The 25,275-nt window shown below is 37.8% G+C and carries 23 protein-coding genes; 21 read left to right on the top strand and 2 right to left on the bottom strand.

Annotation, left to right across the window (positions count from 1 at the left end):
• The first annotated feature begins 13 nt into the window (after positions 1-13).
• Positions 14-1,405 carry a glycoside hydrolase family 32 protein gene (locus BLP54_RS02435; protein WP_090166385.1) on the top strand — a complete coding sequence of 464 codons (1,392 nt, stop codon included), beginning with the start codon at positions 14-16 and terminating at the stop codon, positions 1,403-1,405.
• 66 nt (positions 1,406-1,471) lie between these two features.
• Here BLP54_RS02435 and BLP54_RS02440 read toward each other — a convergent pair whose 3' ends face one another.
• Positions 1,472-2,542 carry a metallophosphoesterase gene (locus tag BLP54_RS02440; RefSeq protein ID WP_090166387.1) on the bottom strand — a complete coding sequence of 357 codons (1,071 nt, stop codon included), beginning with the start codon at positions 2,540-2,542 and terminating at the stop codon, positions 1,472-1,474.
• A gap of 171 nt (positions 2,543-2,713) precedes the next feature.
• Between BLP54_RS02440 and BLP54_RS02445 the strand changes: the two genes are divergently transcribed.
• On the top strand, positions 2,714-3,250 hold the full coding sequence (locus tag BLP54_RS02445) for a flavodoxin domain-containing protein (RefSeq protein WP_090166389.1): 537 nt from the start codon (positions 2,714-2,716) through the stop codon (positions 3,248-3,250).
• 13 nt (positions 3,251-3,263) lie between these two features.
• Positions 3,264-4,178 carry a hypothetical protein gene (locus BLP54_RS02450; RefSeq protein WP_176754439.1) on the top strand — a complete coding sequence of 305 codons (915 nt, stop codon included), beginning with the start codon at positions 3,264-3,266 and terminating at the stop codon, positions 4,176-4,178.
• 6 nt (positions 4,179-4,184) lie between these two features.
• Here BLP54_RS02450 and BLP54_RS02455 read toward each other — a convergent pair whose 3' ends face one another.
• A complete protein-coding gene (locus tag BLP54_RS02455; protein ID WP_090166391.1) occupies positions 4,185-5,174 on the bottom strand; it encodes an acyltransferase family protein in 990 nt (329 codons plus the stop codon).
• Positions 5,175-5,246: 72 nt separating this feature from the next.
• Here BLP54_RS02455 and BLP54_RS02460 point away from each other — a divergent pair, with 72 nt between their 5' ends.
• The 18 genes from BLP54_RS02460 (at position 5,247) to BLP54_RS02545 (ending at position 25,214) form a co-directional block, all read left to right on the top strand.
• Entirely contained in the window at positions 5,247-6,065 is an 819-nt protein-coding gene (locus BLP54_RS02460; protein WP_090166393.1) for an MBL fold metallo-hydrolase, read from the top strand.
• An 18-nt stretch (positions 6,066-6,083) separates the two neighbouring features.
• Positions 6,084-6,713, top strand: coding sequence for a lactate utilization protein (locus BLP54_RS02465; protein WP_090166394.1), 630 nt, complete (start codon positions 6,084-6,086; stop codon positions 6,711-6,713).
• A 184-nt stretch (positions 6,714-6,897) separates the two neighbouring features.
• On the top strand, positions 6,898-9,021 hold the full coding sequence (gene nrdD, locus BLP54_RS02470) for an anaerobic ribonucleoside-triphosphate reductase (protein ID WP_090166396.1): 2,124 nt from the start codon (positions 6,898-6,900) through the stop codon (positions 9,019-9,021).
• A gap of 28 nt (positions 9,022-9,049) precedes the next feature.
• On the top strand, positions 9,050-9,541 hold the full coding sequence (nrdG, locus tag BLP54_RS02475) for an anaerobic ribonucleoside-triphosphate reductase activating protein (RefSeq protein ID WP_090166398.1): 492 nt from the start codon (positions 9,050-9,052) through the stop codon (positions 9,539-9,541).
• Positions 9,542-9,562: 21 nt separating this feature from the next.
• Positions 9,563-10,000, top strand: coding sequence for a dUTP diphosphatase (gene dut, locus BLP54_RS02480; protein ID WP_090166400.1), 438 nt, complete (start codon positions 9,563-9,565; stop codon positions 9,998-10,000).
• 88 nt (positions 10,001-10,088) lie between these two features.
• On the top strand, positions 10,089-12,014 hold the full coding sequence (locus tag BLP54_RS02485; protein WP_090166402.1) for a DNA gyrase/topoisomerase IV subunit B: 1,926 nt from the start codon (positions 10,089-10,091) through the stop codon (positions 12,012-12,014).
• Between the two features lie 33 nt (positions 12,015-12,047).
• Entirely contained in the window at positions 12,048-14,288 is a 2,241-nt protein-coding gene (locus BLP54_RS02490; RefSeq protein WP_090166404.1) for a DNA gyrase/topoisomerase IV subunit A, read from the top strand.
• Positions 14,285-14,938 (top strand): HAD hydrolase-like protein, encoded by a 654-nt coding sequence (locus BLP54_RS02495; protein ID WP_090166406.1) that lies wholly within the window; start codon positions 14,285-14,287, stop codon positions 14,936-14,938. The genes BLP54_RS02490 and BLP54_RS02495 overlap by 4 nt, the downstream gene beginning before the upstream one ends.
• Positions 14,925-15,563 (top strand): CPBP family intramembrane glutamic endopeptidase, encoded by a 639-nt coding sequence (locus BLP54_RS02500; RefSeq protein ID WP_090166408.1) that lies wholly within the window; start codon positions 14,925-14,927, stop codon positions 15,561-15,563. The genes BLP54_RS02495 and BLP54_RS02500 overlap by 14 nt, the downstream gene beginning before the upstream one ends.
• Positions 15,564-15,579: 16 nt before the next feature.
• Complete coding sequence (locus BLP54_RS02505; protein ID WP_090166410.1) at positions 15,580-16,305, top strand: DUF308 domain-containing protein; 726 nt, start codon at positions 15,580-15,582, stop codon at positions 16,303-16,305.
• 9 nt (positions 16,306-16,314) lie between these two features.
• Complete coding sequence (locus BLP54_RS02510) at positions 16,315-17,442, top strand: DUF2974 domain-containing protein (protein WP_090166412.1); 1,128 nt, start codon at positions 16,315-16,317, stop codon at positions 17,440-17,442.
• Positions 17,443-17,619: 177 nt separating this feature from the next.
• Positions 17,620-17,904, top strand: coding sequence for a co-chaperone GroES (locus BLP54_RS02515; RefSeq protein WP_072918020.1), 285 nt, complete (start codon positions 17,620-17,622; stop codon positions 17,902-17,904).
• Between the two features lie 35 nt (positions 17,905-17,939).
• On the top strand, positions 17,940-19,574 hold the full coding sequence (groL, locus tag BLP54_RS02520; protein ID WP_090166414.1) for a chaperonin GroEL: 1,635 nt from the start codon (positions 17,940-17,942) through the stop codon (positions 19,572-19,574).
• A 92-nt stretch (positions 19,575-19,666) separates the two neighbouring features.
• On the top strand, positions 19,667-20,539 hold the full coding sequence (locus BLP54_RS02525; RefSeq protein WP_090166417.1) for a DegV family protein: 873 nt from the start codon (positions 19,667-19,669) through the stop codon (positions 20,537-20,539).
• A 27-nt stretch (positions 20,540-20,566) separates the two neighbouring features.
• Complete coding sequence (locus BLP54_RS02530; RefSeq protein ID WP_090166419.1) at positions 20,567-21,841, top strand: adenylosuccinate synthase; 1,275 nt, start codon at positions 20,567-20,569, stop codon at positions 21,839-21,841.
• A gap of 65 nt (positions 21,842-21,906) precedes the next feature.
• Positions 21,907-22,536, top strand: coding sequence for a DUF4340 domain-containing protein (locus BLP54_RS02535; RefSeq protein WP_090166421.1), 630 nt, complete (start codon positions 21,907-21,909; stop codon positions 22,534-22,536).
• Between the two features lie 149 nt (positions 22,537-22,685).
• Positions 22,686-22,952 (top strand): 30S ribosomal protein S15, encoded by a 267-nt coding sequence (gene rpsO, locus BLP54_RS02540; RefSeq protein ID WP_028247035.1) that lies wholly within the window; start codon positions 22,686-22,688, stop codon positions 22,950-22,952.
• A gap of 180 nt (positions 22,953-23,132) precedes the next feature.
• A complete protein-coding gene (locus BLP54_RS02545) occupies positions 23,133-25,214 on the top strand; it encodes a polyribonucleotide nucleotidyltransferase (RefSeq protein ID WP_090166423.1) in 2,082 nt (693 codons plus the stop codon).
• Positions 25,215-25,275 lie beyond the last annotated feature (61 nt).

Raw genomic sequence — 25,275 nt, forward strand, 5'->3', positions numbered from 1 at the left:
AGGTGTTTATTAGATGAGTATAAAAGATAAAAAATATTTAACTCCTAGATTTCATCTTTTTCCTATATCAGGCTGGCTTAATGACCCTAATGGTCTTTGCCAGCTTGATGGCGTACATCATATATTTTTCCAGTATTCACCAGATGAGCCTAAGGGCGGTGAAAAGGACTGGGGACATTTCTCTACAAAGGATTTTATCAATTATGAATTCTCTGGAGTATTTATGAAGCCTGATATGCCAGAGGACGCAAGTGGTGTTTATTCAGGATGCGCTTACGTGGAAGATAATAAAATGTATATTTATTACACAGGTAACGTTAAGCATCCAGGAGATTATGACTATATCCTTGAAGGAAGAGAGAGTAATACAATTTTAGTAACTAGCGAGGACGGAATAGATGCTAGCGAAAAAAGAGTATTACTGAGAAGTGAGGATTATCCAGATAATCTTACTCTTCATGTTCGAGACCCTAAGGTTTGGTATCAGGATGACTATTACTACATGACTCTTGGGGCAAGAAAAAAGAGTGATGAAGGATGCGTTATTTTATTTAAATCCAAGGATAAGATTAATTGGAAATTTAGTCATTTTATAGAGTTTGAAAAATTTGGTTATATGTGGGAATGTCCTGACTTATTTTATGTAGATGGCAAACAGTTCTTGTCAGTATCTCCTCAGGGTTTGGAGGCGAAAGAGTATTCTTTCCAAAATATCTACCAGGCTGGTTATTTTAATGCAAAAAAGGATTTATTGGCTGATGGCAAGGGCTTAGGCGAATTTACAGAATGGGATTATGGTTTTGATTTTTACGCTCCACAGACATATGTAGACGAAAAGAAAAGAACCATCCTAATTGCCTGGATGGGTATGCCTGATGCGGAATATGGTCATGATATTTCAATAAAAGATGGATGGCAGCATATGTTGTCATTGCCAAGGGAATTAGTCTATGATAGCAATTCTGGGAAATTGCTTCAGCAGCCAATTGCTGAAATCATGGATTTAAGAGAAGAAAAAATTGATATCAAAAACATTGCTGACATTGATTCATATGAATTAAATCTATCAGAGTTTGGACTGGACGACTTTTCTATTCAGTTTAACAAAGGTTTTGATGTTCAATACAATAAGCTTACAAATGACTTGGTATTCTCATTTAGTGATGAGATGCTAGGAAGCAATAGAACTAGCAGAAAGCTTAAGTTAGCTGACGGTGAGAAAATAGAAAACATGAAGATTTATGTAGATACATGTAGTATAGAAATCTTTATTAATGATGGTCTTTATACCTTCACTACAAAATGTTTTAAGCCTAAGGATGCCAAGAATTCAATTACTATAGACGGAAGCATTGATAATATAGAAGCCTATAGTCTTAATTCTTTTAATGTAGTACAAAGATAGTTTATCAATCTATTTTAGTAGGTCTAGGATGACATGTAAAAGAGATGGGAAAAATATTCCCATCTCTTATTTTATATTTATTATTACGTATTCAGACCTAACACCAGTCTTAAATTTTAGAGCCCAATCCGATATACCAGAGGTAACGATAAAATCAGTATTGTTAATATTCGTATATCCGTAGGTGAAATCATTGGCACCAACAAGCACTCCAATATGACGTATTGGAATCATCTGGCCTCCATGAGTATGTCCCGAGACAACTAAATCTGCTTTAGAGTTGGATTCTGCATTATAATCATTTGGTTCATGATCCATAACAATTATGTATTTATCATCGGGGATGTCTAGAAGTAAATCAGCAATTGTCTTTCTGATATCTCCATTAAGATTTTTATCTAACCTTCCAACAAGATAAAAGTTATTATCTATAAGCTCATACTGGTCTGCTAATATGTGAATTCCATTTTCTAATAGACTTTTTTCTAAATCTTCTGCGGAAAAATCTCTATGATTAAAATAGCCTTCATCGTGATTGCCATAGGAATACCAGACTCCGTATTTAAGGTTCATTTCACCTAAAGCCTTGCAAGCTTTTTCCATATCAAGCCTTTTTGTGCCATCATCTACAAAATCTCCAGCTATTAAAAAAATATCCGGATTTTGATTCTCTATAGTCTTTAAGTGTTTGGCAAAGCCATCGCCATCAAAGGTGGTGCCAATATGAGAATCTGCAATCATAGCGACTGTTATAGGCTCAATATTTTTAGTAGTAGATAGATTATAGTCTTTCTCCACAACAGAAACGCAAAGATAGTAGCCTGTTCCAAGATACAGGATAGAAGTAAATATAGCTAGCCATCCCTGCCAATGAATTGAAGACGGCAGGTTATATTTTAGCTTTAGTATTTTAACTAGTATTCCAAAAATCAGGAAGAATAGCGTAGTATAAATGCTTATTGTAAGAGAATTAATCCATCCTAACGTGAAGAAAAACAAGAGAAATAATGCTGCGATAATAATAAAAGCAACCAGCTTGTTTTTTATAAATGAAAATTTTGCTATTGAATTAATCATGTAGATGGAGCCTAGAATTGCTCCTAAGGCAGCACCTACAAACATTATTAACCAAATCATATATCTTTCACCTCAAAAGCTAAAAATACCTAGCCACTATAATACTATTAAAATGTGTCAAATTATTTATTGAGAAGACTATTTCCTATAGATTTATTTTCAAAATAAGGTAGAATATTAAACAGTGACATTAATTTGTAGCTTAATTGGGAAAGGTTGGAGGATAAAGTTATGAAAGGTGTAGTAATTTATAAGTCAAAGTATGGTGCTACAAAGCGATATGCTCAGTGGATTGCGGAAGAGACAGGCTTTGATTGTATTGATGTTAAGCATGCAAAGATTGAAGATATAAAAGAGTATGATACAGTAGTTTTTGGTGGAGGTCTTTATGCTCAGGGAATTGCAGGATTGTCTTTTCTAAAGAAGCATATTGATGCACTCAAGGATAAGCAGTTATATGTCTTCTGCGATGGTGCATCACCTATTGAAGAAGGTGCTATTAGCTTCATATTTGATCAGAATATGAAGGATTATTTGAAGATGCTTCCGTTTTTCTATTTCCGTGGAGGATGGGATATGGATAATATGTCCTTTATGGATAGAAATCTTTGTAAAATGCTTCAAAAGTCTGTAGCAAAGAAAGATCCAAAGGATTATGAGGTTTGGGAAAAAGCTTTGATGGAAGCTGGTACCGATAAACATGACTGGACTGACAAATCTTATATTAAACCACTTATTGAGGCTATTAATACAAGTTGTGTTTCCTAGAAAAATATTATGAATGAATAGAGGTAGAGAGATTTTGAAATGTTATTATCACCTTCCGGGGTTGTTTGAGTTTTATGAACTTTATAAAGTCTTTCTTCCTCTTTTTTATAATCATAGAGAATATTTTTATGATTGGTGCGAAATTGGTTCTATCTATGGTGCCCCTGATGATTGTATCTGGGGAGGTGGACGTGTTGGTTCTGGGGATGAAAGTCCAGAAGCAGTAGCTTCACTTATGAAAAAATTTGATATTTCATCACGATTGACCTTTAGCAATTCTCTTTTAAAAGAGGAACATCTTACAGATAGAAAGTGCAACTTGTTATGTAAGTTATTTGAGAATAATGGAACAAAGAAAAATGGCATTATCGTATATTCGGATTTACTGCTTAATTACATAAAGAATAATTATACAAACTATTATTTTGTTTCAAGCACAACAAAGGTTATTACTGATTTCGAAGAGTTTAAGAATGAATTAAATTGCAAAGAGTATTCTTTTGTAGTTCCAGATTTTAGACTTAATAGAGAATTTGACAGCCTTAATTCATTGACACAGGAACAAAAAGATAAAGTGGAATTCTTGTGTAATGAATGTTGTTGGTTCAACTGTTATGATAGAAAAAACTGCTATGAAAATGTTAGTAGAAAAAGTCTTGGTGAAGCCTGTGAGGATCACATATGTGTTTCACCTACTGCATCTAATGGTTATAGATTTTCTGATGCCATGAACAATCCGGGATTCATTGGAAAAGAGGATATATTAAATATCTATATGCCTAGCGGATTCTCGAATTTTAAAATTGAAGGCAGAGGCTTGGGTAGTGCAGTTATACTTGAATTTTTGTTATACTACATGACTAAACCAGAATATCAACTAAAAGTCAGAGAAGAAATATATTTGGATAGCATGCTGGATTTATTTTAATAGGTGCTACCTTTTATAACGTATTTTATTTGTGATATTTGTAACAACAGATGCTGTTAATATTGTAATAATCAAAGCCATGATATACGTAAATACGATATTAACGATGCCATATCTTTCAATAATTTGAAGCATAACAAAATGATGCACCAAATAAAAAGCGAAAGATAATGAACTGAAGAATTTCAATACTTTAGCAGTTGTTTCACTGTATTTTATTGAAGAAAATAACACATATAAAACATAAAAAATTGCTATTCCAAGAAGATTTTTCCATGGAAGAACGTTCCCTATGAATGGTAGCTTTACAAACAATACTAAAAGAATAACTGCAATGGCAGAAATTATTTTCCACCAAACAGGCTTTAGTATTGTTGGATATTCCTGGAACATCATTCCAATCCAGAAAAGCATAATACCTGTAAAAATACTTGCATCGGCTGGAACAGTTGGCTGTATTCCTCGTATACATTCGGTAAAGTACAGAATCGCAATTACGATTGATGAAATCACAGGATATTTTTTTATAAGAATACGAAGTAGCAAATAAGCTATATATAAGAATATAATCATGGCGGTGAACCATTCACCAACACATGAGTAGGTTGGAACGTAGTAGTACTGAAGATAAGTATCTACTCCAAGAATAGATAAAGCAATTCTCCATATCTCCCCGCCCCATAGGTAATTATTTTTGTTAATACTAGTCAATAAATACACTATGATAAAACTAAGCCAAAGGGATGGATATATAGATAAAAATCGCTTTTTTAAATACGTAGATATATTAGTATTCTTACTTCCCATATGGATTAGATATCCAGAAAGAAGGAAAAAGATGCTGGTACCCACACTTCCCCAACCACCATTTTTATATACGCAAAAAAAGGACTGGCTGGCACCAGCCTCCATACAAAAGTGGTAGTTAAATATCATAAGTATTGCGAGAATACGAATTATATCAAATTGTGATTTACGGTTTGATTTTGTAGTCATTAATTTCACCTCGTATTAGAGGGTACCATATAGTTTATTCATTTGTAAATGAAGGTTTCACGGAGAGATGTTATGGGCGCGAAAATTACGGTTATAGTAGATAATATTTCAAATATGGGACTAGAAGGAGAATGGGGGTTATCTCTTTTGATAGAGTTTTCTGATAAGAAAATTTTACTAGATACAGGGGCTTCAAATTTATATTTGAGTAATCTTAAAAGCCTTGGTTTTGATGTGGCTGATATTGATTATGGGGTTCTTAGTCATGCTCATTATGATCATGGAAATGGAATGCCTTCGTTCTTTAAAAATAATTCCAAGGCAAAATTCTATTTGCGTGAGGAGACTCTTGAAAATTGCTACCATAAGCGCAAGTTCTTTAGAGTCTATATCGGCATCCCAAAACACGTGCTAAGAGATTATCCTGATAGAATCGAAAAAGTGTCTGGAGACTATAAACTTATGGAGGGAGTCTATCTAGTCCCTCATAAGTCTGAAGGATTATCTTTGATAGGAAAAAGAGAGAAAATGTTTATAAAGGCAAACCATAAATGGTTTCCTGATGACTTTGCTCATGAACAAAGTCTTGTTCTAGATACTAAAAAAGGTCTTGTGATTTTAAATTCTTGTTCCCATGGTGGAGTTGAAAATATTATAAATGAAGTGCAATCTACCTTTCCTGAAAAACGTATATACGGATATATAGGCGGCTTACATCTATTTAACAAGAGTGAAGAGGAAATCCTGTCAGTAGCAAATACTTTTAAGGAAAAGAATATTGAATATATATGCACAGGCCACTGCACCAAAAACAGGGCTTATGGAATATTAAAAAGTGAACTGGGAGACAAACTGGAACAACTGAAAGTTGGTCTTGAAATAAATATTTAATGTAGAAGGAGGATAAAAATGGACGCTAATATTATTAAAAGAAATGAATTACTGGCACAGAAGGTTATTAAAGGACTAGAGTCTAGAAACATGAGTGGTTATTATGCTTCAAATAAAGAAGAAGCTTTAAAGAAAGCTTTAGAGCTAATTCCAGAGGGTTCTTCAATTTCTATGGGTGGAGCAATGTCAGCTCATGAAATCGGTCTTGTTGAAGCTTTAAAAGAAGGTGAATATCACTTTATCGATAGAGATGCTGCAACGGATAAAAGAGCAGCAATGCTTTCAACTTACGATGCTGATTATTTCCTCAGTAGTGCCAATGCAATTACAGAAGATGGAGTAATGATTAACATCGATGGTAATGCAAACAGAGTCTCAGCAATAGCTCAGGGACCAAAGCATGTTATTTTCATTGTTGGAATGAATAAGGTGTGTCCAGATGTAGATTCTGCCATAAAGAGGGCAAGAAATGTTGCGGCACCTATTAATGCACAGCGTTTTGGATTATCTACTCCTTGCGCTAAGACAGGTTCTTGTATGGACTGCAAGTCACCAGATACAATTTGTTGTCAGTTCCTTATGACTCGCTATTCTCGTCATGAAGGCCGTATTCACGTGATTCTGGTTAACGACAATCTGGGATTTTAGTGAAATGTGTCTGAATTGTTAAACTTTATTTTGTGTTTTGTGAACCTATTGACTACTAGATAGTGTGGTGGTAGTATAAAACCATCAACACAATATCTAGTAGTTTTTGTTTTGAATCAACTAGATATTGACAGAAAATTCTAAAATTATTAGCAGTTTTTTAATAAATTTCCGGAGGTTAGGTATGAATCGTTTTGTAGTTAAAAAGGATGGTGCACTTGAGCCATTTGATGTACAAAAAGTTGTAGAGGCTGTGGGGAAGTCAGCTACACGCGTTCTTGTAAAATTTACTCCTGAGCAGGAGAAATTTATATGTCAATTTGTTGAGGAGAGAGTGGAGGAGCTTGGCCTTGAGAAGATTGAGATTGCGCAAATGCATAACATTGTTGAGGGTGCTTTGGAGCGTGTTAATCCAATGGTTGCAAAGAGCTACCGCGATTACCGCAACTATAAGCAGGATTTCGTTCAGATGCTTGATGATGTTTATAAGAAGTCTCAGAACATCATGTACATCGGTGACAAGGAGAATTCAAATACTGATTCGGCCCTTGTTTCTACCAAGCGTTCATTGATTTTTAACGAGCTTAATCGTGAGCTTTACAAGAAATTCTTCCTTACAACAGAAGAAGTTCAGGCTATTCGTGATGGCTATATTTACATTCATGATATGAACGCCAGAAGAGACACAATGAACTGTTGTCTTTTTGATGTTAAATCTGTTCTTGAAGGTGGCTTTGAGATGGGTAACATTTTCTATAACGAGCCAAAGAGCCTTGATGTTGCCTTTGATGTTATAGGTGATATTGTTCTTTCAGCTGCCAGCCAACAGTATGGTGGTTTTACTATTCCACAGGCAGATCAGATTCTGGAAAAGTATGCTCAGATTTCTTATGACAAGTATTTAAAGAAATATCTTGATTTAGGAATCGATAAGACAAAAGCAGAAGAAGTTTCCATGGCTGAGGTTCAGCGCGATATGGAGCAGGGCTTCCAGGGATGGGAGTACAAGTTTAATACTGTTGCTTCATCACGTGGCGATTATCCATTTATCACAGTAACAATCGGTCTTGGTACATCCGTATTTGCGAAGATGGCATCAAAAGCATGCCTTAAGGTTCGTTCAATCGGACAGGGTAAGCCTGGCTTTAAAAAGCCGGTACTTTTCCCTAAGGTTGTATTCCTTTATGATGAAAATCTTCACGGACCTGGTGGTGAGCTTGAGGACGTATTCGAAGCTGGTATCGATTGTTCAAGAAAGACCATGTACCCAGATTGGCTTTCTCTTACTGGTGAGGGTTACATTGCCAGCATGTATAAAAAATATGGCAAGGTAATATCACCTATGGGATGTAGAGCCTTCCTTTCACCATGGTATGAAAGAGGCGGAATGAAGCCAGCTGATGATGAAGATGAGCCAGTCTTTATTGGCCGTTTCAATATCGGTGCAGTTTCACTTCATCTTCCAATGATTCTTGCAAAGGCACGTCAGGAATCTAAGGATTTCTACGAAGTACTTGATTATTATTTGGAGATGATTAGAAAGCTTCACATTCGTACATATGCTTATCTTGGAGAGATGCGTGCATCTACAAATCCACTTGCATACTGTGAGGGTGGTTTCTACGGTGGACATCTAGGTTTCCACGATAAGATTAAGCCATTATTAAAGGCTGCCACAGCATCCTTTGGTATTACTGCCTTTAATGAGCTTCAGGAGCTTTACAATGGCAAATCCCTTGTTGAGGATGGTGAATTTGCTTTAGAGGTACTTAAGCACATTAACGAAAAGGTTAATCAGTTCAAGGAGGAGGATGGTAATCTTTATGCTATCTACGGTACTCCAGCTGAAAATCTTTGTGGCTTACAGGTAAAGCAGTTTAGAAATAAATATGGCATCGTTGAAAATGTTTCTGATAGAGACTATGTTTCAAATTCCTTCCATTGCCATGTGACAGAAGATATCACACCAATTGAAAAGCAGGATAAAGAAGGACGCTTCTGGGAGCTTTCAAACGGTGGAAAGATTCAGTATGTTCGTTATCCTATTAACTACAACCGTGAGGCTGTAAAGACACTTGTACGTCGTGCTATGCAGAAGGGCTTCTATGAGGGTGTTAACCTTTCCCTTTCATATTGCGATGATTGCGGACATGAGGAACTTGAGATGGATGTTTGCCCAGTTTGCGGTAGCAAGAATCTCACAAAAATTGACCGAATGAATGGATATTTATCTTACTCACGTGTAAAGGGAGATACACGTCTTAACGAGGCGAAAATGGCGGAAATCGCTGATCGTAAATCTATGTAAGATTTTGTAGACTTGGAGAATAATTGTAATGAATTATCATAATATAACTAAAGATGACATGCTTAATGGCGATGGTCTTAGAGCTGTGCTTTGGGTTTCGGGCTGTGACCATCATTGCAAGGATTGTCAGAATCCTATTACTTGGGACCCAGAAGGAGGACTGAAATTTGATCAGGCTGCCAAAGATGAATTGTTTGAAGTACTGTCCAGAGACTATATTTCCGGAATTACATTCAGCGGAGGTGACCCATTGTATCCAGGAAATCGAAAGGAAGTGACGGAGCTTGCCCGGGAAATTAGGGAGAGGTTTCCCGGCAAGACCGTCTGGCTCTATACTGGATTCACTTACGAGGAAATTAAGTCTTTGGAAATCATGGAATATGTGGATGTTCTTGTTGACGGGGAGTTTGAAATTGATAAGATAGATTTACAGGCAAAATGGCGTGGAAGCATCAATCAGCGGGTTATTGATGTTCCTCAGACTAGAAAGCTAGATCAGATTGTTTTGCATGTAGATTAGACTAAGGGAGATTATTATTTTATGAATATTAATATTACAAAGCTTACCGACTCTGCAAAGCTTCCAGAGAGAGGTTCAGAGTATGCTGCAGGCTATGATTTGTTTGCAGACGTTACAGAAGAGGTAAAGATTGCACCACACGAGACCAAGATGATTGGTACAGGACTTGCAATGGAGATTCCAGTTGGTTATTTTGGCGGTGTTTTTGCCCGAAGCGGACTTTCTGCAAAAGAAGGTCTTCGTCCTGCAAACTGTGTAGGTGTAGTTGATTCAGATTACAGGGGAGAAGTTAAGGTTGCTCTTCACAATGATGGAGAGGTTGAGAGGGTTATTACACCAGCAGAAAAGATTGCTCAGCTTGTAGTAGTGCCTTTCCTTTCAGTAGAATTTTCTGAAGTATCAGAGCTTTCAGATACAGCTCGTGGAGCTGGTGGTTTTGGTTCTACCGGAAAACACTAAATTGATATTAACTGGCGCCTGGAAATCCAGACGCCTTTTAGACGTTTTATAGACGTTTATAATTATTTTTTTGAAAGAGAGAATTTTTATGGCAAAAAAAGTTACCTATGATGAAAGCAGTATATCTGTTTTAGAGGGACTTGAGGCTGTTAGAAAGCGTCCGGGTATGTACATCGGTTCTACCTCACGCAAAGGTCTCAATCATCTTATATACGAAATCGTAGACAACTCAGTTGATGAGCATCTTGCAGGAGAGTGTGACACTATTTATGTTACTCTCGAAAAGGATGGCAGCTGTACAGTTGAAGATAATGGTCGTGGTATTCCTGTTGGTATGCACGCTAAGGGTGTTCCAGCAGCACGTCTTGTATTCTCTACCCTTCATGCTGGTGGAAAGTTTGATGACAGTGTTTACAAAACATCTGGTGGTTTGCATGGTGTAGGTTCTTCAGTTGTAAATGCTTTATCTGAATATATGGTTGTTGATATTTCCCGCGAGGGCTTTGTTCACCATGACAGATATGAGAGAGGTGTTCCTACAGAAAAGCTTGTAGACGGACTTCTTCCTAAGGTTTCAAAGACAAACAAGCACGGAACAAAAATCAATTTCCTTCCAGATGCAGAAATATTTGAAAAGACATATTTTAAGGAGGATGAGGTAAAGTCACGTCTTCACGAGACTGCTTATCTTAATCCAGGTCTCACTATCAACTATGCAGATTTACGTGGTGAGACACCAGAATATATTACATATCATGAGCCTGAGGGAATCATGGGATTTGTTAAGGAAATTAACAAATCAGCAGAGACTCTTCACGATGTTGTTTACTTCAAAGGTAAATGCGATGATGTAGAGCTTGAGGTGGCCTTCCAGTACTGCAACGAATTCAAGGAGAATATTCTCGGCTTCTGTAACAACATTTACAACTCTGAGGGTGGTACACACATTACAGGATTTAAAACTGTACTTACTACAGTAATTAATAACTATGCTCGTGAGCTTGGTATTCTCAAAGATAAGGATGCCAACTTTACTGGTGCAGACGTTAGAAATGGTATCACAGCAATTGTCAGTATTAAGCATCCTGATCCACGTTTTGAAGGACAGACTAAGACAAAGCTTGATAACCCAGATGCATCTAAGGCTACTCAGAAAGTATGCCAGGATGAATTCGTTTTATTCTTTGATAGAAACTTAGAGACTTTAAAGGCAATCATTTCCTGTGCAGAGAAGAGTGCCAAGATTCGTAAATCCGAAGAGAAAGCAAAGACTAATCTTCTTACAAAGCAGAAGTTCTCCTTTGATCAGAATGGAAAGCTCGCTAACTGCGAATCCCGTGAAGCAGATAAATGCGAAATCTTTATCGTAGAGGGAGATTCCGCTGGTGGTTCAGCAAAGAAAGCACGTAATCGTATGTATCAGGCAATCATGCCTATCAGAGGTAAGATTCTTAACGTTGAAAAAGCATCAATGGACAAGGTTCTTGCCAATGCGGAAATTAAGACTCTAATTAATGCTTTTGGCTGTGGTTTTTCAGAAGGCTACGGTAATGACTTTGATATTACAAAGCTTCGTTACAACAAAATTGTTATTATGGCAGATGCCGACGTGGATGGTGCTCATATCAGTACACTTCTTCTGACATTCTTCTACAGATTTATGCCAGAGCTTATTAGAGAAGGCCATGTTTATATTGCAATGCCACCTCTTTACAAGGCAATCCCATCAAAGGGAGAAGAGGAATATCTTTATGATGATGTTGCTCTTGAAAAATATCGTAAAAAGATGGAAGGAAAATCCTTTACTCTTCAGCGATACAAGGGTCTTGGTGAGATGGATGCTGAGCAGCTTTGGGAGACTACACTTGATCCAGAACGTCGTAAGCTTAAGCTTGTAGAAATTGAGGACGGTCTTATGGCTTCAGAAGTTACAGAGCTTCTTATGGGTAGTGATGTTGCTCCTCGTAAGCAGTTTATTTATAAGCATGCAAAGGAAGCTGAGCTGGATGTTTAATTCCGGTAATTGATTTGAAAGGATATATTATTAATGGCACAAGAAATTATTAGAACTGAATATTCAGAGATAATGCAAAAATCCTTCATTGACTATTCCATGTCTGTAATACTTGCTCGTGCAGTACCAGATGTTAGAGATGGTCTCAAGCCTGTACAGCGTCGTACACTTTACGATATGTATGAGTTGAAGGTTGATTATAATAAACCCTACAAAAAATCTGCCCGTATCGTTGGTGATACAATGGGTAAATATCATCCACATGGTGATAGCTCCATTTACGAAGCTTTGGTTGTAATGAGCCAGGACTTCAAAAAGAGCCTTCCTCTTGTGGATGGTCATGGTAACTTTGGTTCAATCGAAGGTGATGGAGCCGCTGCCATGCGATACACAGAGGCACGTTTGGCAAAGGTTGCTCAGGAAGTATATCTTGGCGACCTTGATAAAAACGTTGTAGATTTCATTCCTAACTACGATGAGACAGAAAAGGAGCCAGAAGTACTTCCAGTACGTGTTCCAAATCTTCTTATCAATGGTTCAGATGGTATCGCTGTAGGTATGGTTACATCTATCCCTCAACACAATCTTGGTGAGGTTGTTGATGGTGTAATTGCTTACATGAAGAATCCAGATATTAGCACTGCTGAAATGATGGAGATTATTCCAGGTCCAGATTTTCCAACAGGTGGTATCGTTACAAATAAAGATGATTTGCTGGAAATCTATTCTACCGGTGTAGGTAAAATTAAAATTCGTGGAAAAGCCGAAATCGAAAAGATTAAGGGTGGTAAAGAGCAAATTGTTATCACTGAAATCCCTTATCCTATGATTGGCGCTAATATCGGTAAGTTCTTAAATGATATCTGTAGTCTTGTAGAGACAAAAAAGACTAATGATATTGCAGATATTTCAAACCAGTCTAAGGGCGAGCAGATGAGAATCGTTATCGAGCTCAGAAAAGGTGCTGATGCCCAGAATGTACTCAATCTTCTTTATAAGAAGACTCGTCTTGAGGATACCTTTGGTGTAAATATGCTTGCGGTTGCTGATGGTAAGCCTGAGACTCTTGGAATTGTTCCAATTATCAAGCATCACGTTGATTTCCAGTATGAGCTTTGTACTAGAAAGTACACACATCTCCTCGGAAAAGAGCAGGAGAAAAAAGAGATTCAGGAAGGTCTTATAAAGGCATGCGATGTAATCGATTTGATTATCGAGATTCTTCGTGGCTCAAAGGATGTTAAGCAGGCAAAGGCCTGTCTCGTAGATGGAATTACTGCTGGAATCAAGTTTAAGTCACAGAAGTCTAAAGCAGATGCAGAGCAGCTTCATTTCACAGAGAAGCAAGCTCAGGCAATTCTTGATATGAGACTTCATCGCTTAATTGGCTTGGAAATCGAAGCTTTACGTGGCGATTATGCTGAGACAATGGATAAGATTGCCAGATACACAAAGATTCTTGGTTCTCGTGCTGAGATGGCAAAGGTAATCATCAAAGATCTTCAGGCAATCAGAAAAGAATATGCAAAAGATCGTCGTACAGTTATCGATAATGTAGAGGAAGCTGTTGTAGAAGAGAAGCCTATTGAGGTTATCGATGTGGCTGTTCTTATCGACAGATTCGCATATGCCCGTGTGGTAGATATGCCTACCTTTGAAAGAAATAAAGAGGCTGCAGAAATCGAGTCAAAGAAGATTGTATTCTGTAAAAACATAGATAAGATTTGTCTGTTTACAGAAAAGGGAGACATGCATGCAATAAAAGTTTTAAGTCTCCCATTCGGTAAATTTAGAGATAAGGGTCAGCCTATTGATACCGCTGAAAAGGGTTCAAAGATTGACCTTACCAAAGAGAATCTTATATTCGCTGATTCAATGGAAAATATTATTAAGAATAAGCTTATCTTTGGTACAAAGCAGGCAATGATTAAGCTTGTTGATGGTAGCGAATTTGATGTTTCCAGAAAAACAATTGCTGCCACAAAATTAAATGACAAGGATGAAGTAATCTGCGTTAAAATTATTAATCCTGGTGATACAGTTGTTATGCAGTCGGCAAAAGATATGTTCTTAAGAATTGAGGGAGATACAATTCCAGAGAAGAAAAAGACTGCTGCGGGAGTTAGAGGAATTAAGCTTGCAAAGGGTGATGAGCTTACAAATATCTACGTGCTTTCAGAAGGTGATTCACTAGAAGTAAAAGTAAAAGATAAAGCTGTTGCCCTCAACCGACTTCATATAGGAAGCCGTGATACTAAAGGAGTTAAGAAGTGATAAAAAACATTTATTTTGACTTGGATGGTACATTAATCGATTCTGCTCCAAGTATCATAGAAGGTCTTAAAATTACACTTACTAAGTATGGATATGATATCCCAGATTATGCAACACTTCGTAAATGCGTAGGACCTCCTTTTACATATTCGTTTCCTAATTATCTAGGTGTTAGAGATGAGGATTTTAAAGAGGCTGTGGCTACATACAGACATTACTATGATGCTGAAAATGGATGTTTAAATGTTGAGGCCTTTGAAGGTGTGGAGGGTCTGCTTGATGCACTTGTAAAAAGAGGCTACTGTCTATTGGTATGTACCTCTAAGCCTGAACCTACTGCACGAAAGATCCTTGAATATTTAGGAATAGATAAATATTTCACTGATATTTGCGGTGCCACAATGGATGCAAAGATTAATACAAAAGAGCAGGTTATTAATCTTTGTTTCAGCAGATCCCCTTGGCATCAAAAGGAAGAGACTATACTTATTGGAGATACCAAATTTGACGTAGATGGAGCAAAGGCTGCTGGCATTGATTGCATTGGAGTTTCCTGGGGATTTGGTTCTACTGAAGAAATGCTGGAGCATGGCGCTTTAGAGGTCTTTGATTTTCCAAGTGAGGTGTTAGATTACATTGAATCAAATTAAGACTAATCGAGTAATTCAAATAATTTATCCATTGTTGGTATATTTTATTGTCTATCAGCTTGGTAGTTCTTTATTGATGGATTTATATGCTGCAAATATAGGCAGGCTTATATGCCTGCTTATTGCAGCATTATTTTGTTTGGTACCAATGTGGATAATATATAAGGGCTCCCCTAAGATAATACCTACAAAACTAGATAAAAACGAAATAATTAAAAGCTTAATATGGGTGATTTTTGTAATTGCTGTTGGTGTTTTATCAAATATTGTTCTTACACATAGCGGACTTATACAGCGCTCCACAAATTTTTCAAAGGCAAGTAGTACACTTTCAGATGGTGGATTGTGGCTAAAGCTTATTTGTAATGCTCTTGTAATTCCTATTTTAGAGGAACAATTAATGCGTGGAATTATAGCAGGACAGTTGTGTTTATGGTACGGGCCTATACAAGCTGTTGTTTTATCTACAATTTGTTTTGGAATTATACATAATAATATAGTACAATTCATATATGCAGTGATTGTTGGTATAGCACTTGGAGCCATGTATGTTAAAAACAAAAGACTTTGGATGTGTTTTTTAGCTCATGGCCTAATCAATCTTATTGCAATATTATTTAGCTAACTAGAGGAGGGTAATAATGACTAAGAACAGTGAAGAAATTAAGGATTCAAAGGTGGCATTGGTTGCGCACATTGTTGCATCTCTTATTTATCTTGCATTAGGAATATGCCTTTTGGTTTTGGATGCTGAGTTTATTTCAAAAATGGTTTATTCATTTTCCGTTTTAGCAGTAGGCATACTTTTTATTTGTTTTGGAGCATGGTACATGATTAAATTCTTCTTTAATCATGAATTTATAAAAATTTCCAACTATGGATTTACCATGGGAGTTATTTTAGTTATTATTGGCGCTGTTTTTATTTTCCAGGCCAATACTATTTCAACTTTTATTGATGCATTGGTTTGCTTAATAGGCGTGATTCTAGGAGCAGTAATGCTTCAACAATCTTTTGCTTTATTCCATATTCAAAGAGGGGTTTGGTTCATAAGCCTTATTTTCGGAATAGCAAGTATAGCAGCTAGTATCTATTTCCTTTTTGTTCCACAGAAGTTTTTTGAAAGAAATGTAATTACTTGCTCATATTTGATTGCCGTTGGTGCTTTATCTTTATTCTCATTGCTTCTTATGGCAATTGGATTACATGATCATAAAAAGGATGCTAATCGCAATTACAATCGTAATCTAGAGGATGCTCCAGGTAAGTCATCGCTTGATGATTCGATTTTTGAAGAGGAGCCTCAGGAAGATTACTTTGACGATATTTACACTGACACAAACTCAGACTCATTATTTGAGGAATAATTTATAACTATGGCTAACATTGAAGATTATCTGATTTGGCGAGGAGACGTACCATTTGATATTGACCCATTTAACGAGGTCGACAATGCTGTCTTATGCGAGCTTGTATATACAGCCTTCGATGGTATAGTCCCAGGACCAGGCTTAAAGGAAAAGATTTCAATAGAAGACGCCTGTGACTTATTTTTTGAAAAACATTCTGAAAATGAGCTACTGGCAAGGACTTCCCTTACAAAACGCGCGCCTTTTCTTATAAGAGAAATGGCTCATTCTAAGAGATTTGGCGGTATGAAGCTTTCTGGTTTTGTTAACGAGCTTGATGCTGAAGAGCAAAGTCAGTTTGCTGTATGCACCTTTTACCTGCCAGATGGCACTATCTATGTTGCATTCCGTGGTACCGATGACAGTCTTATTGGATGGAAAGAGGATTTCAATATGTCCTTTTCGCCAGGGACAGGTGGTCAGTTAAAGGCTGTAGAATACTTAAATAAAAATTTTGCCCGAACAATGAAGCAGCTTCGTATAGGAGGTCATTCAAAGGGTGGAAGCTTTGCCTTATATGGTTCAGCATTTTGTAAACCTCACATAAAGGATAATATTATAGAAATTTATAATAACGATGGCCCTGGCTTTATTCCTGAAATTCTTAAAACACCAGAATACAAGTCCGTAATTAAAAGAGTACACAAATATATTCCAAATGAATCTATTATCGGAATGATGATGTACACTAAAGCAAAGATTTCTGTTGTATCCTCTAATACAAAAGGGTTAAGCCAACATGATTTATTTAGTTGGCAGGTGGTTCGTAATAGATTTACAAAGGTAGATTCTGTAGCAAATTCATCAGTTATGATTGATGAAATAATGAAAGAATGGACTAAGAAGTTTGACTACGAAACCAGAGAAGCGTTTGGTGACGTATTCTTTGAGCTTTTATCTAATTCTGGAGCTACGAAAATGTCCCATATTACAGGCAATAAAGTAAAATCTATTGCAATAGTTACTAAGGAAATCCAGGAATTGGATCCAGAAAACCAGGCAATAGTCATAGACGTTCTGAAACATTTGATGGCAGTAGGCGGAGATACCCTTAAAAATACGGTACTTTCCAAGCTTCCAAAAATGCAAAAGTAAGAAAAAACGAGAAAAAAAGAGAAATAAAGAGTTTTTAATAGGATTCTATTGAAATTCTTCCTTCCGATTTAGTTGAAAGTTTTTCAATAGAATCCTATTATACTTTTTGTAGTTAGCACTCGTATACAATGAGTGCTAACAGAATGACAGAGATTATTATTTAGGAGGTAATATAAAATGAAATTGGTTCCATTAACAGATCGCGTTGTATTAAAGCAGTGCGAGGCAGAAGAGACTACAAAATCAGGAATTATTCTTGCATCAGCAGCACAGGAGAAGCCACAGGAGGCACTTGTAATCGCTGTTGGTCCAGGTGGGGTTGTAGATGGTAAGGAAGTTACTATGCAGGTAAAGGAAGGCCAGAAGGTTATCTACTCTAAGTACGCAGGTACTGAGGTTAAGCTTGAAGGCGAAGAATACATTATCGTTCGTCAGAATGATATTCTTGCAGTTGTTGAATAATCTAAATTCAAAATACAGAAAAGAGGTAAATTATAATGGCAAAGGAAATTAAGTACGGTGCTGAAGCTAGACAGGCTTTAGAAGCAGGTGTTGATAAATTAGCAAATACAGTTAGAGTTACTATTGGACCAAAGGGGCGTAATGTTGTTCTTGCAAAGCCATATGGTGCTCCACTTATCACAAATGATGGTGTGACTATCGCAAAGGATGTTGAGCTTGATGATCCATTTGAGAACATGGGCGCTCAGCTTGTTAAGGAAGTTGCTACAAAGACTAATGATGTAGCAGGTGACGGTACAACAACAGCTACAGTTCTTGCTCAGGCAATGGTTAAGGAAGGTATGAAGAACCTTGCTGCAGGAGCAAACCCAATCGTTCTTAGAAAGGGAATGAAGAAGGCTGTAGAGTGTGCTACAGAGGCTATTTCAGCTATGTCAAAGGCTGTTGATGGCAAGGAGCAGATTGCAAGAGTAGCTGCTATTTCTGCTGGTGATGATGAAGTAGGTCAGATGGTTGCTGACGCTATGGAAAAGGTTTCTAACGATGGTGTTATCACAATCGAGGAATCAAAGACAATGCAGACAGAGCTCGACCTTGTAGAAGGTATGCAGTTCGATAGAGGTTATATTTCAGCTTACATGTGTACAGATATGGATAAGATGGAAGCAAATCTTGATGATCCATACATCCTTATCACAGACAAGAAAATTTCTAATATCCAGGAGCTTCTTCCAGTACTTGAGCAGATTGTACAGTCAGGTGCAAGACTTCTTATCATCGCAGAGGATATTGAGGGAGAGGCACTTACAACACTTATCCTTAACAAGCTTCGTGGCACATTCAATGTAGTAGCTGTTAAGGCTCCAGGCTATGGTGATAGACGTAAGGAAATGCTTCAGGATATTGCTATCCTTACAGGCGGTCAGGTAATCTCTGAGGAGGTTGGTCTTGAGCTTAAGGATACAACTCTTGAGCAGCTTGGTCGTGCTAAGTCAGTAAAGGTTAATAAAGAAAACACTACAATCGTTGATGGTGTTGGCGATAAGGATGCAATCGAGGCTCGTGTAGCACAAATTCGTGGTCAGATTGATGAGACAACATCAGAGTTTGATAAGGAAAAACTTCAGGAGAGACTTGCTAAACTCGCTGGCGGTGTTGCAGTTATCCGTGTAGGTGCTGCTACAGAGACAGAGATGAAGGAAGCTAAGCTTCGTATGGAAGATGCTCTTAACGCTACACGTGCAGCTGTTGAGGAAGGTATCATCTCAGGTGGTGGTTCTGCATACATCCACATTCAGAAGAAGGTTGCTGAGCTTGCTGAGACACTTTCTGGTGACGAGAAGACTGGTGCTAACGTTATTGTTAAGGCACTTGAGGCTCCACTTTTCTACATTGCTGCAAATGCAGGTCTTGAGGGCTCAGTTATCATTAACAAGGTACGTGAGTCTGAGGACGCTGTAGGCTTTGATGCATACAAGGAAGAGTATGTAAACATGGTTAAGGCTGGAATCCTTGATCCTGTAAAGGTTACAAGAACAGCACTTCAGAATGCTGCTTCTGTTGCATCTACACTTCTTACAACAGAGTCAGTTGTTGCTGATATTAAGGATCCTGCTGCTGATGCAGCTGCTGCAGCCGCTGCTGCTGGTGGAATGGGTGGAATGTACTAAAATTCACTTAAAAATGTTTTATTTCACCGCTGGTTATGGTATCATAATCAGCGGTGCTTTTATTTTAAGCAATACAATTTTCGAGGTGAATTATGAGTAAAGTAGCAATACTTACAGATAGCAATAGTGGCATTACTCAGGAAGAGTCTAAAAAATTAGGTATCTTCGTTGAGCCAATGCCTTTTTATATTGATGGACAGTTATATTACGAGGACATCGACCTTAGTCAGGACGAGTTTTATGAGAAGCTTACCCAAGGCGGAGAAATTACTACTTCAATGCCTATCACAGGTAATCTTATGGATTCCTGGGATAAGATTCTTGAAGAATATGATGAGCTTGTTTACATTCCTATGTCATCTGGCCTTTCATCATCTTGTGCCACAGCAAAGATGTTGTCAGAGGATTATGATGGAAGAGTTGTTGTTGTAGATAATCAGCGTATATCCGTTACACAGAAGCTTTCAGCTTTAGAAGCTAAGAAGCTTGCGGATATGGGTAAGAGTGCACAAGAAATTTGCGACGCACTTATGGAAATTAAATCTGCATCTACAATTTATATTACAGTTGATACTCTTGAATACTTGAAGAAGGGTGGAAGACTTACTCCTGCTGTAGCAGCTATTGGTTCCTTGCTTAAGATTAAGCCTGTTCTATCTATCTATGGAGAAAAGCTTGATAAATACAGCATGGCACGTACCATGAAGGCTGCAAAGCAGACTATGATAGAAGCTTTAAAAAAGGATATGAAAGATGTCCTTCATACAGATAATTTTGATGATGTTGTTATTTCTGTAGCACATACTCAGAATCAGGAAGCAGCTGAGAAATTCCGTGAAGAACTATTAGAAGAATTTCCTGTTAAAAATATTTGGATAGATCCGTTATCATTATCAGTTTCATGTCATATTGGACCAGGCGCTTTAGCTTGTACAGTTACAAAGAAGCTGATTGATATAGAATAATTTAGGCAATATTTTAGGAGGATTGTTATGGTAAAAGCAGTTGTAGGCGCCAATTGGGGCGACGAAGGAAAAGGCAAGATTACTGACATGATGGCTGCAAACGCTGACATCATAGTTCGTTTTCAGGGAGGAGCTAATGCTGGTCATACTATCGTAAATAATTACGGTAAATTTGCTCTTCATACATTACCTTCCGGAGTATTTTATAGTCACACCACAAGTATTATTGGAAATGGTGTAGCTCTTAATATTCCAATCCTTATTAATGAGATCAACTCCATTGTTGAGAAGGGAGTACCTGCACCAAAGATTTTGGTATCAGACAGAGCTCAGATTGTAATGCCATATCATATTCTCTTTGATCAATATGAAGAAGAACGTCTTGGAAAGGCTTCTTTCGGTTCAACAAAGAGTGGTATCGCTCCATTCTACTCAGATAAATATGCAAAAATTGGATATCAGGTTCAGGAGCTTTTTGATGAGAAGCTTTTAAAGGAAAAGGTAGTTCGTACTTGCGAGCAGAAGAATGTTCTTTTAGAGCATCTTTATCACAAGCCACTTCTTACACCAGAAGAGCTTCTTAATACACTTCACGAGTACAGAGATATGATTGCACCTTATGTTTGCGATACTTCTGCATATCTTTGGAATGCACTTAAGGAAGACAAAACAATTCTCCTTGAGGGACAGCTTGGCACACTTAAGGATCCTGATCATGGCATTTATCCTATGGTTACATCTTCATCAACACTTGCACCTTATGGTTGTATTGGTGCTGGTATCCCGGCTCAGGAGCTTAAGCAGGTGGTTACAGTATGTAAGGCTTATTCTTCAGCAGTAGGTGCTGGAGCCTTCGTTTCAGAAATCTTTGGAGATGAGGCTGATGAGCTCAGACGTCGCGGAGGCGATGGTGGTGAGTTTGGTGCTACAACTGGACGTCCTCGTCGTATGGGTTGGTTCGACTGTGTTGCATCAAAATATGGATGTAGAATGCAGGGTACAACAGATGTAGCCTTCACAGTAGTTGATGTTCTTGGATACCTCGATGAAATTCCAGTTTGTGTTGGATATGAAATCGATGGAGAAGTTACTACCGATTTCCCTGTTACATCTAAGCTTGAAAAGGCTAAGCCAGTTCTTGTTACTCTTCCAGGATGGAAGTGCGATATTCGTGGTATTAAGAAATACGAAGATCTTCCAGAAAACTGCCGTGAGTACATTGAATTTATTGAGAAGGAGATTGGCTTCCCAATTACAATGATTTCAAACGGTCCTAGCAGAGACGATATTATTTATAGATAATCAATTAAAATTGCTTTACAATATAGTTGTAAAGCAATTTTTTTTGTTTAGGAGGAGCTGGAGTTATGGGGGCATTTTTGAATTCTAAGAAATTAAAGATAGCTTTATTGATTCTTGTTCTGATACTGATTGGCGCCTTTATAGCTATTATTTATATGAATCATGTATGGAATAGTGAAAATCCGCCTTTAGGATTGCTCAATCCCAGCGACGAAACAATTATATCCAATACCCCATCCATAGCAGATAAACTTGATAAAGAAAGCGAAAAAAAGGATAAGGGTGAGCAAATAATCTATATACCAAAAGAAGAGGTTTATAAGTTCACTATGACTGATTCAAATGGTATTGAACTTTATTTCGAAAAGATTAATGATCAGTGGATTTATACTGATAATACTGATATCAGTTTAAATCAGAGTCGAATTGATAATGTTCTAAATTATTTGTGTGATATTCATAGTATCGATTATATTGAAAATGCAAATGGCGAAGATTATGGCTTAAACACAGAGTCAAAAGTATTTTCGATAGAAGATTCTACTGGAGACGCAATCTATATTTCTATAGGCGATAAGAATGAAAAAGGAAATATTTATTTTGCAGTGAATTATGATTTTTCTACAATATATGTAAATAGCGGTAAAATAGGCAATATATCAGAATATGCCATTCAGGATATGGTACAGCTTTAATATAAGCTAGTTTATGATTTTTTCTTTGTTTACATATTTTACTGGCTGTGCTATTATACTAAAGTACGATTTACTGTAACTCAGGTTTTGGACACTCCGACCTTTCCTTAGTTACGGCATATTAATAGTTTTATTAGGAGGTAATTAAAATGATTACAAAAGAGAAAAAGCAGGCAATTATCAATGAGTACGCTAGAACAGCTGGTGACACAGGTTCTCCAGAGGTTCAGATTGCAGTTCTTACAGCTCGTATCTCAGAGCTTACAGAGCATCTTAAGGCTAACCCAGGTGATCATCATTCACGTCGTGGTATGATGAAGATGGTTGGTAAGAGAAGAAACCTTCTTGCATACCTTAAGAACACAGATATTGAGAGATATCGTTCAATTATTGAGCGTCTTGGCTTAAGAAAGTAATCTATACGAGCGGAGTGTATTCTCCGCTCATTTTTCTATGATTTAGTTTTCGAGCCCAATCCGAAGCCACTGAATTTGTTAGCGAAAGACTTATAATAAGTCAAGGTTCTAGAAGTTCGCTTCATTTTCAGTAGTTTCGGGTTAGAGCTTAATATAATTTAAGTTTATAAGGAGAAAACCATGAAGACATTTACAATGGATTTAGCTGGTAGAACACTTCGTGTAGATATCGGCAGAGTTGCAGCTCAGGCTAATGGAGCAGCATTTATTCAGTATGGTGATACAACAGTTCTTTCAACTGCTACAGCATCTGATAAGCCACGTGATGGCATCGATTTCTTCCCTCTTTCAGTAGAGTTCGAAGAGAAGACATACGCAGTAGGTAAGATTCCAGGTGGATTTAATAAGAGAGAAGGTAAGGCATCTGAGAACGCAGTTCTTACATCTCGTGTTATCGACAGACCTATGCGTCCACTTTTCCCAAAGGATTATCGTAACGACGTTACACTTAACAATATGGTTATGGCTGTTGACCCACAGTGCCGTCCAGAGCTTGTTGCTATGCTTGGTGCTGCTATTTCAACATGTATTTCAGATATCCCATTTGATGGTCCATGTGCTATGACACAGATGGGTATGGTTGATGGTGAGTTAATCGTTAACCCTTCACAGGAGCAGTGGGATAAGGGCGACCTTAAGCTTACAGTTGCTTCTACAAGAGAAAAGGTAATCATGATTGAGGCTGGTGCTAACATCATCCCTGAGGATAAGATGATTGAAGCCATCTACAAGTGCCACGATGTTAACCAGACAATCATCAACTTCATCGATGAGATGGTTAAGGAATGTGGTAAGCCAAAGCACGAGTACACATCATGTGCTATTCCAGAAGAGCTTTTTGCTAAGATGAAAGAAATCGTTCCTCCAACAGAGATGGAGGAAGCTGTATTCACAGATGAGAAGCAGGTTCGTGAGGAGAATATTCGTCAGATTACAGAGCGTCTTGAGGAAGCTTTTGCAGAGAACGAAGAATGGCTTGCAGTTCTTGGTGAGGCTATTTATCAGTATGAGAAGAAGACAGTTCGCAAGATGATTCTTAAGGATCATAAGCGTCCAGATGGACGTCAGCTTGATCAGATTCGTCCACTTGCAGCTGAGGTTGATATTATTCCACGTGTTCACGGTTCATCAATGTTCACACGTGGTCAGACACAGATTTGTGACGTAGTAACACTCGCTCCTCTTTCAGAGGCACAGAAGATTGATGGTCTTGATGCCTTCGTTACAGAGAAGAGATATATGCACCACTACAATTTCCCTGCATACTCAGTAGGTGAAACAAAGCCTTCTAGAGGACCAGGACGTCGTGAGATTGGTCACGGTGCACTTGCAGAGAGAGCACTTCTCCCTGTACTTCCTACACCAGAGGAGTTCCCATATGCAATCCGTGCCGTTTCAGAGACATTTGAGTCAAACGGTTCTACATCAATGGCTTCTACATGTGCATCTTGTATGTCACTTATGGCTGCTGGTGTTCCACTTAAGGCTATGGTAGCTGGTATCTCTTGTGGTCTTGTTACAGGTGATACAGATGACGATTTCGTACTTCTTACAGATATTCAGGGTCTTGAGGACTTCTTCGGAGATATGGACTTCAAGGTTACTGGTACAAAAGAAGGTATCACAGCTATCCAGATGGATATTAAGATTCACGGTCTTACACGTCCAATCGTTGAGGGCGCTATCGCTCGTTGTCGTGAAGCTAGATTCTTCATCATGGACAACTGCATGAGCAAGGCAATCGCTGAGCCACGTCCACAGGTTGGCGAGTACGCTCCAAAGATTATTCAGCTTTCTATCGATCCAGAGAAGATTGGTGATGTTGTTGGACAGCGTGGAAAGACAATCAACGAAATCATTGCAAGATGTGATGTTAAGATTGATATTACAGATGAAGGCAACGTTTCTATCTGCGGTACAGATGCTGCTAAGATGGATGAGGCTAAGAAGATGATTGAAATCATTACTACAGATTTCGAAAAGGATCAGATTCTTACAGGTAAGGTTGTCAGCATTAAAGAATTCGGTGCATTCATCGAGTTTGCTCCAGGCAAGGAAGGAATGGTTCACATTTCTAAGATTGCTAAGGAGAGAATTGATAGAGTAGAAGATGTTCTTACACTTGGCGATACTGTTAAGGTTGTTTGCCTTGGCAAGGACAAGATGGGACGTATTAGCTTCTCTATCAAGGACGTACAGTAAAACTAATTAGCTAGCTATTTTAATGCGCCTGGCTCTTTGTCGGGCGCATTTTTTAAGGAAA

It is taken from the genome of Pseudobutyrivibrio sp. 49 (assembly GCF_900100545.1).
Taxonomy (GTDB): Bacteria; Bacillota; Clostridia; order Lachnospirales; family Lachnospiraceae; genus Pseudobutyrivibrio.

Excerpts from the sequence above, each read along its gene's own strand:
- BLP54_RS02450 (WP_176754439.1), top strand. The coding sequence starts at position 3,264 with ATGAATAGAGGTAGAGAGATTTTGAAATGTTATTATCACCTTCCGGGG.
- BLP54_RS02445 (WP_090166389.1), top strand. The coding sequence starts at position 2,714 with ATGAAAGGTGTAGTAATTTATAAGTCAAAGTATGGTGCTACAAAGCGA.
- dut (WP_090166400.1), top strand. The coding sequence starts at position 9,563 with ATGAATATTAATATTACAAAGCTTACCGACTCTGCAAAGCTTCCAGAG.
- BLP54_RS02505 (WP_090166410.1), top strand. The coding sequence starts at position 15,580 with ATGACTAAGAACAGTGAAGAAATTAAGGATTCAAAGGTGGCATTGGTT.
- nrdG (WP_090166398.1), top strand. The coding sequence starts at position 9,050 with ATGAATTATCATAATATAACTAAAGATGACATGCTTAATGGCGATGGT.
- nrdD (WP_090166396.1), top strand. The coding sequence starts at position 6,898 with ATGAATCGTTTTGTAGTTAAAAAGGATGGTGCACTTGAGCCATTTGAT.
- BLP54_RS02490 (WP_090166404.1), top strand. The coding sequence starts at position 12,048 with ATGGCACAAGAAATTATTAGAACTGAATATTCAGAGATAATGCAAAAA.
- BLP54_RS02515 (WP_072918020.1), top strand. The coding sequence starts at position 17,620 with ATGAAATTGGTTCCATTAACAGATCGCGTTGTATTAAAGCAGTGCGAG.
- BLP54_RS02535 (WP_090166421.1), top strand. The coding sequence starts at position 21,907 with ATGGGGGCATTTTTGAATTCTAAGAAATTAAAGATAGCTTTATTGATT.
- BLP54_RS02510 (WP_090166412.1), top strand. The coding sequence starts at position 16,315 with ATGGCTAACATTGAAGATTATCTGATTTGGCGAGGAGACGTACCATTT.
- BLP54_RS02455 (WP_090166391.1), bottom strand. The coding sequence starts at position 5,174 with ATGACTACAAAATCAAACCGTAAATCACAATTTGATATAATTCGTATT.
- rpsO (WP_028247035.1), top strand. The coding sequence starts at position 22,686 with ATGATTACAAAAGAGAAAAAGCAGGCAATTATCAATGAGTACGCTAGA.
- groL (WP_090166414.1), top strand. The coding sequence starts at position 17,940 with ATGGCAAAGGAAATTAAGTACGGTGCTGAAGCTAGACAGGCTTTAGAA.
- BLP54_RS02530 (WP_090166419.1), top strand. The coding sequence starts at position 20,567 with ATGGTAAAAGCAGTTGTAGGCGCCAATTGGGGCGACGAAGGAAAAGGC.
- BLP54_RS02485 (WP_090166402.1), top strand. The coding sequence starts at position 10,089 with ATGGCAAAAAAAGTTACCTATGATGAAAGCAGTATATCTGTTTTAGAG.
- BLP54_RS02545 (WP_090166423.1), top strand. The coding sequence starts at position 23,133 with ATGAAGACATTTACAATGGATTTAGCTGGTAGAACACTTCGTGTAGAT.
- BLP54_RS02525 (WP_090166417.1), top strand. The coding sequence starts at position 19,667 with ATGAGTAAAGTAGCAATACTTACAGATAGCAATAGTGGCATTACTCAG.
- BLP54_RS02460 (WP_090166393.1), top strand. The coding sequence starts at position 5,247 with ATGGGCGCGAAAATTACGGTTATAGTAGATAATATTTCAAATATGGGA.
- BLP54_RS02465 (WP_090166394.1), top strand. The coding sequence starts at position 6,084 with ATGGACGCTAATATTATTAAAAGAAATGAATTACTGGCACAGAAGGTT.
- BLP54_RS02440 (WP_090166387.1), bottom strand. The coding sequence starts at position 2,542 with ATGATTTGGTTAATAATGTTTGTAGGTGCTGCCTTAGGAGCAATTCTA.
- BLP54_RS02435 (WP_090166385.1), top strand. The coding sequence starts at position 14 with ATGAGTATAAAAGATAAAAAATATTTAACTCCTAGATTTCATCTTTTT.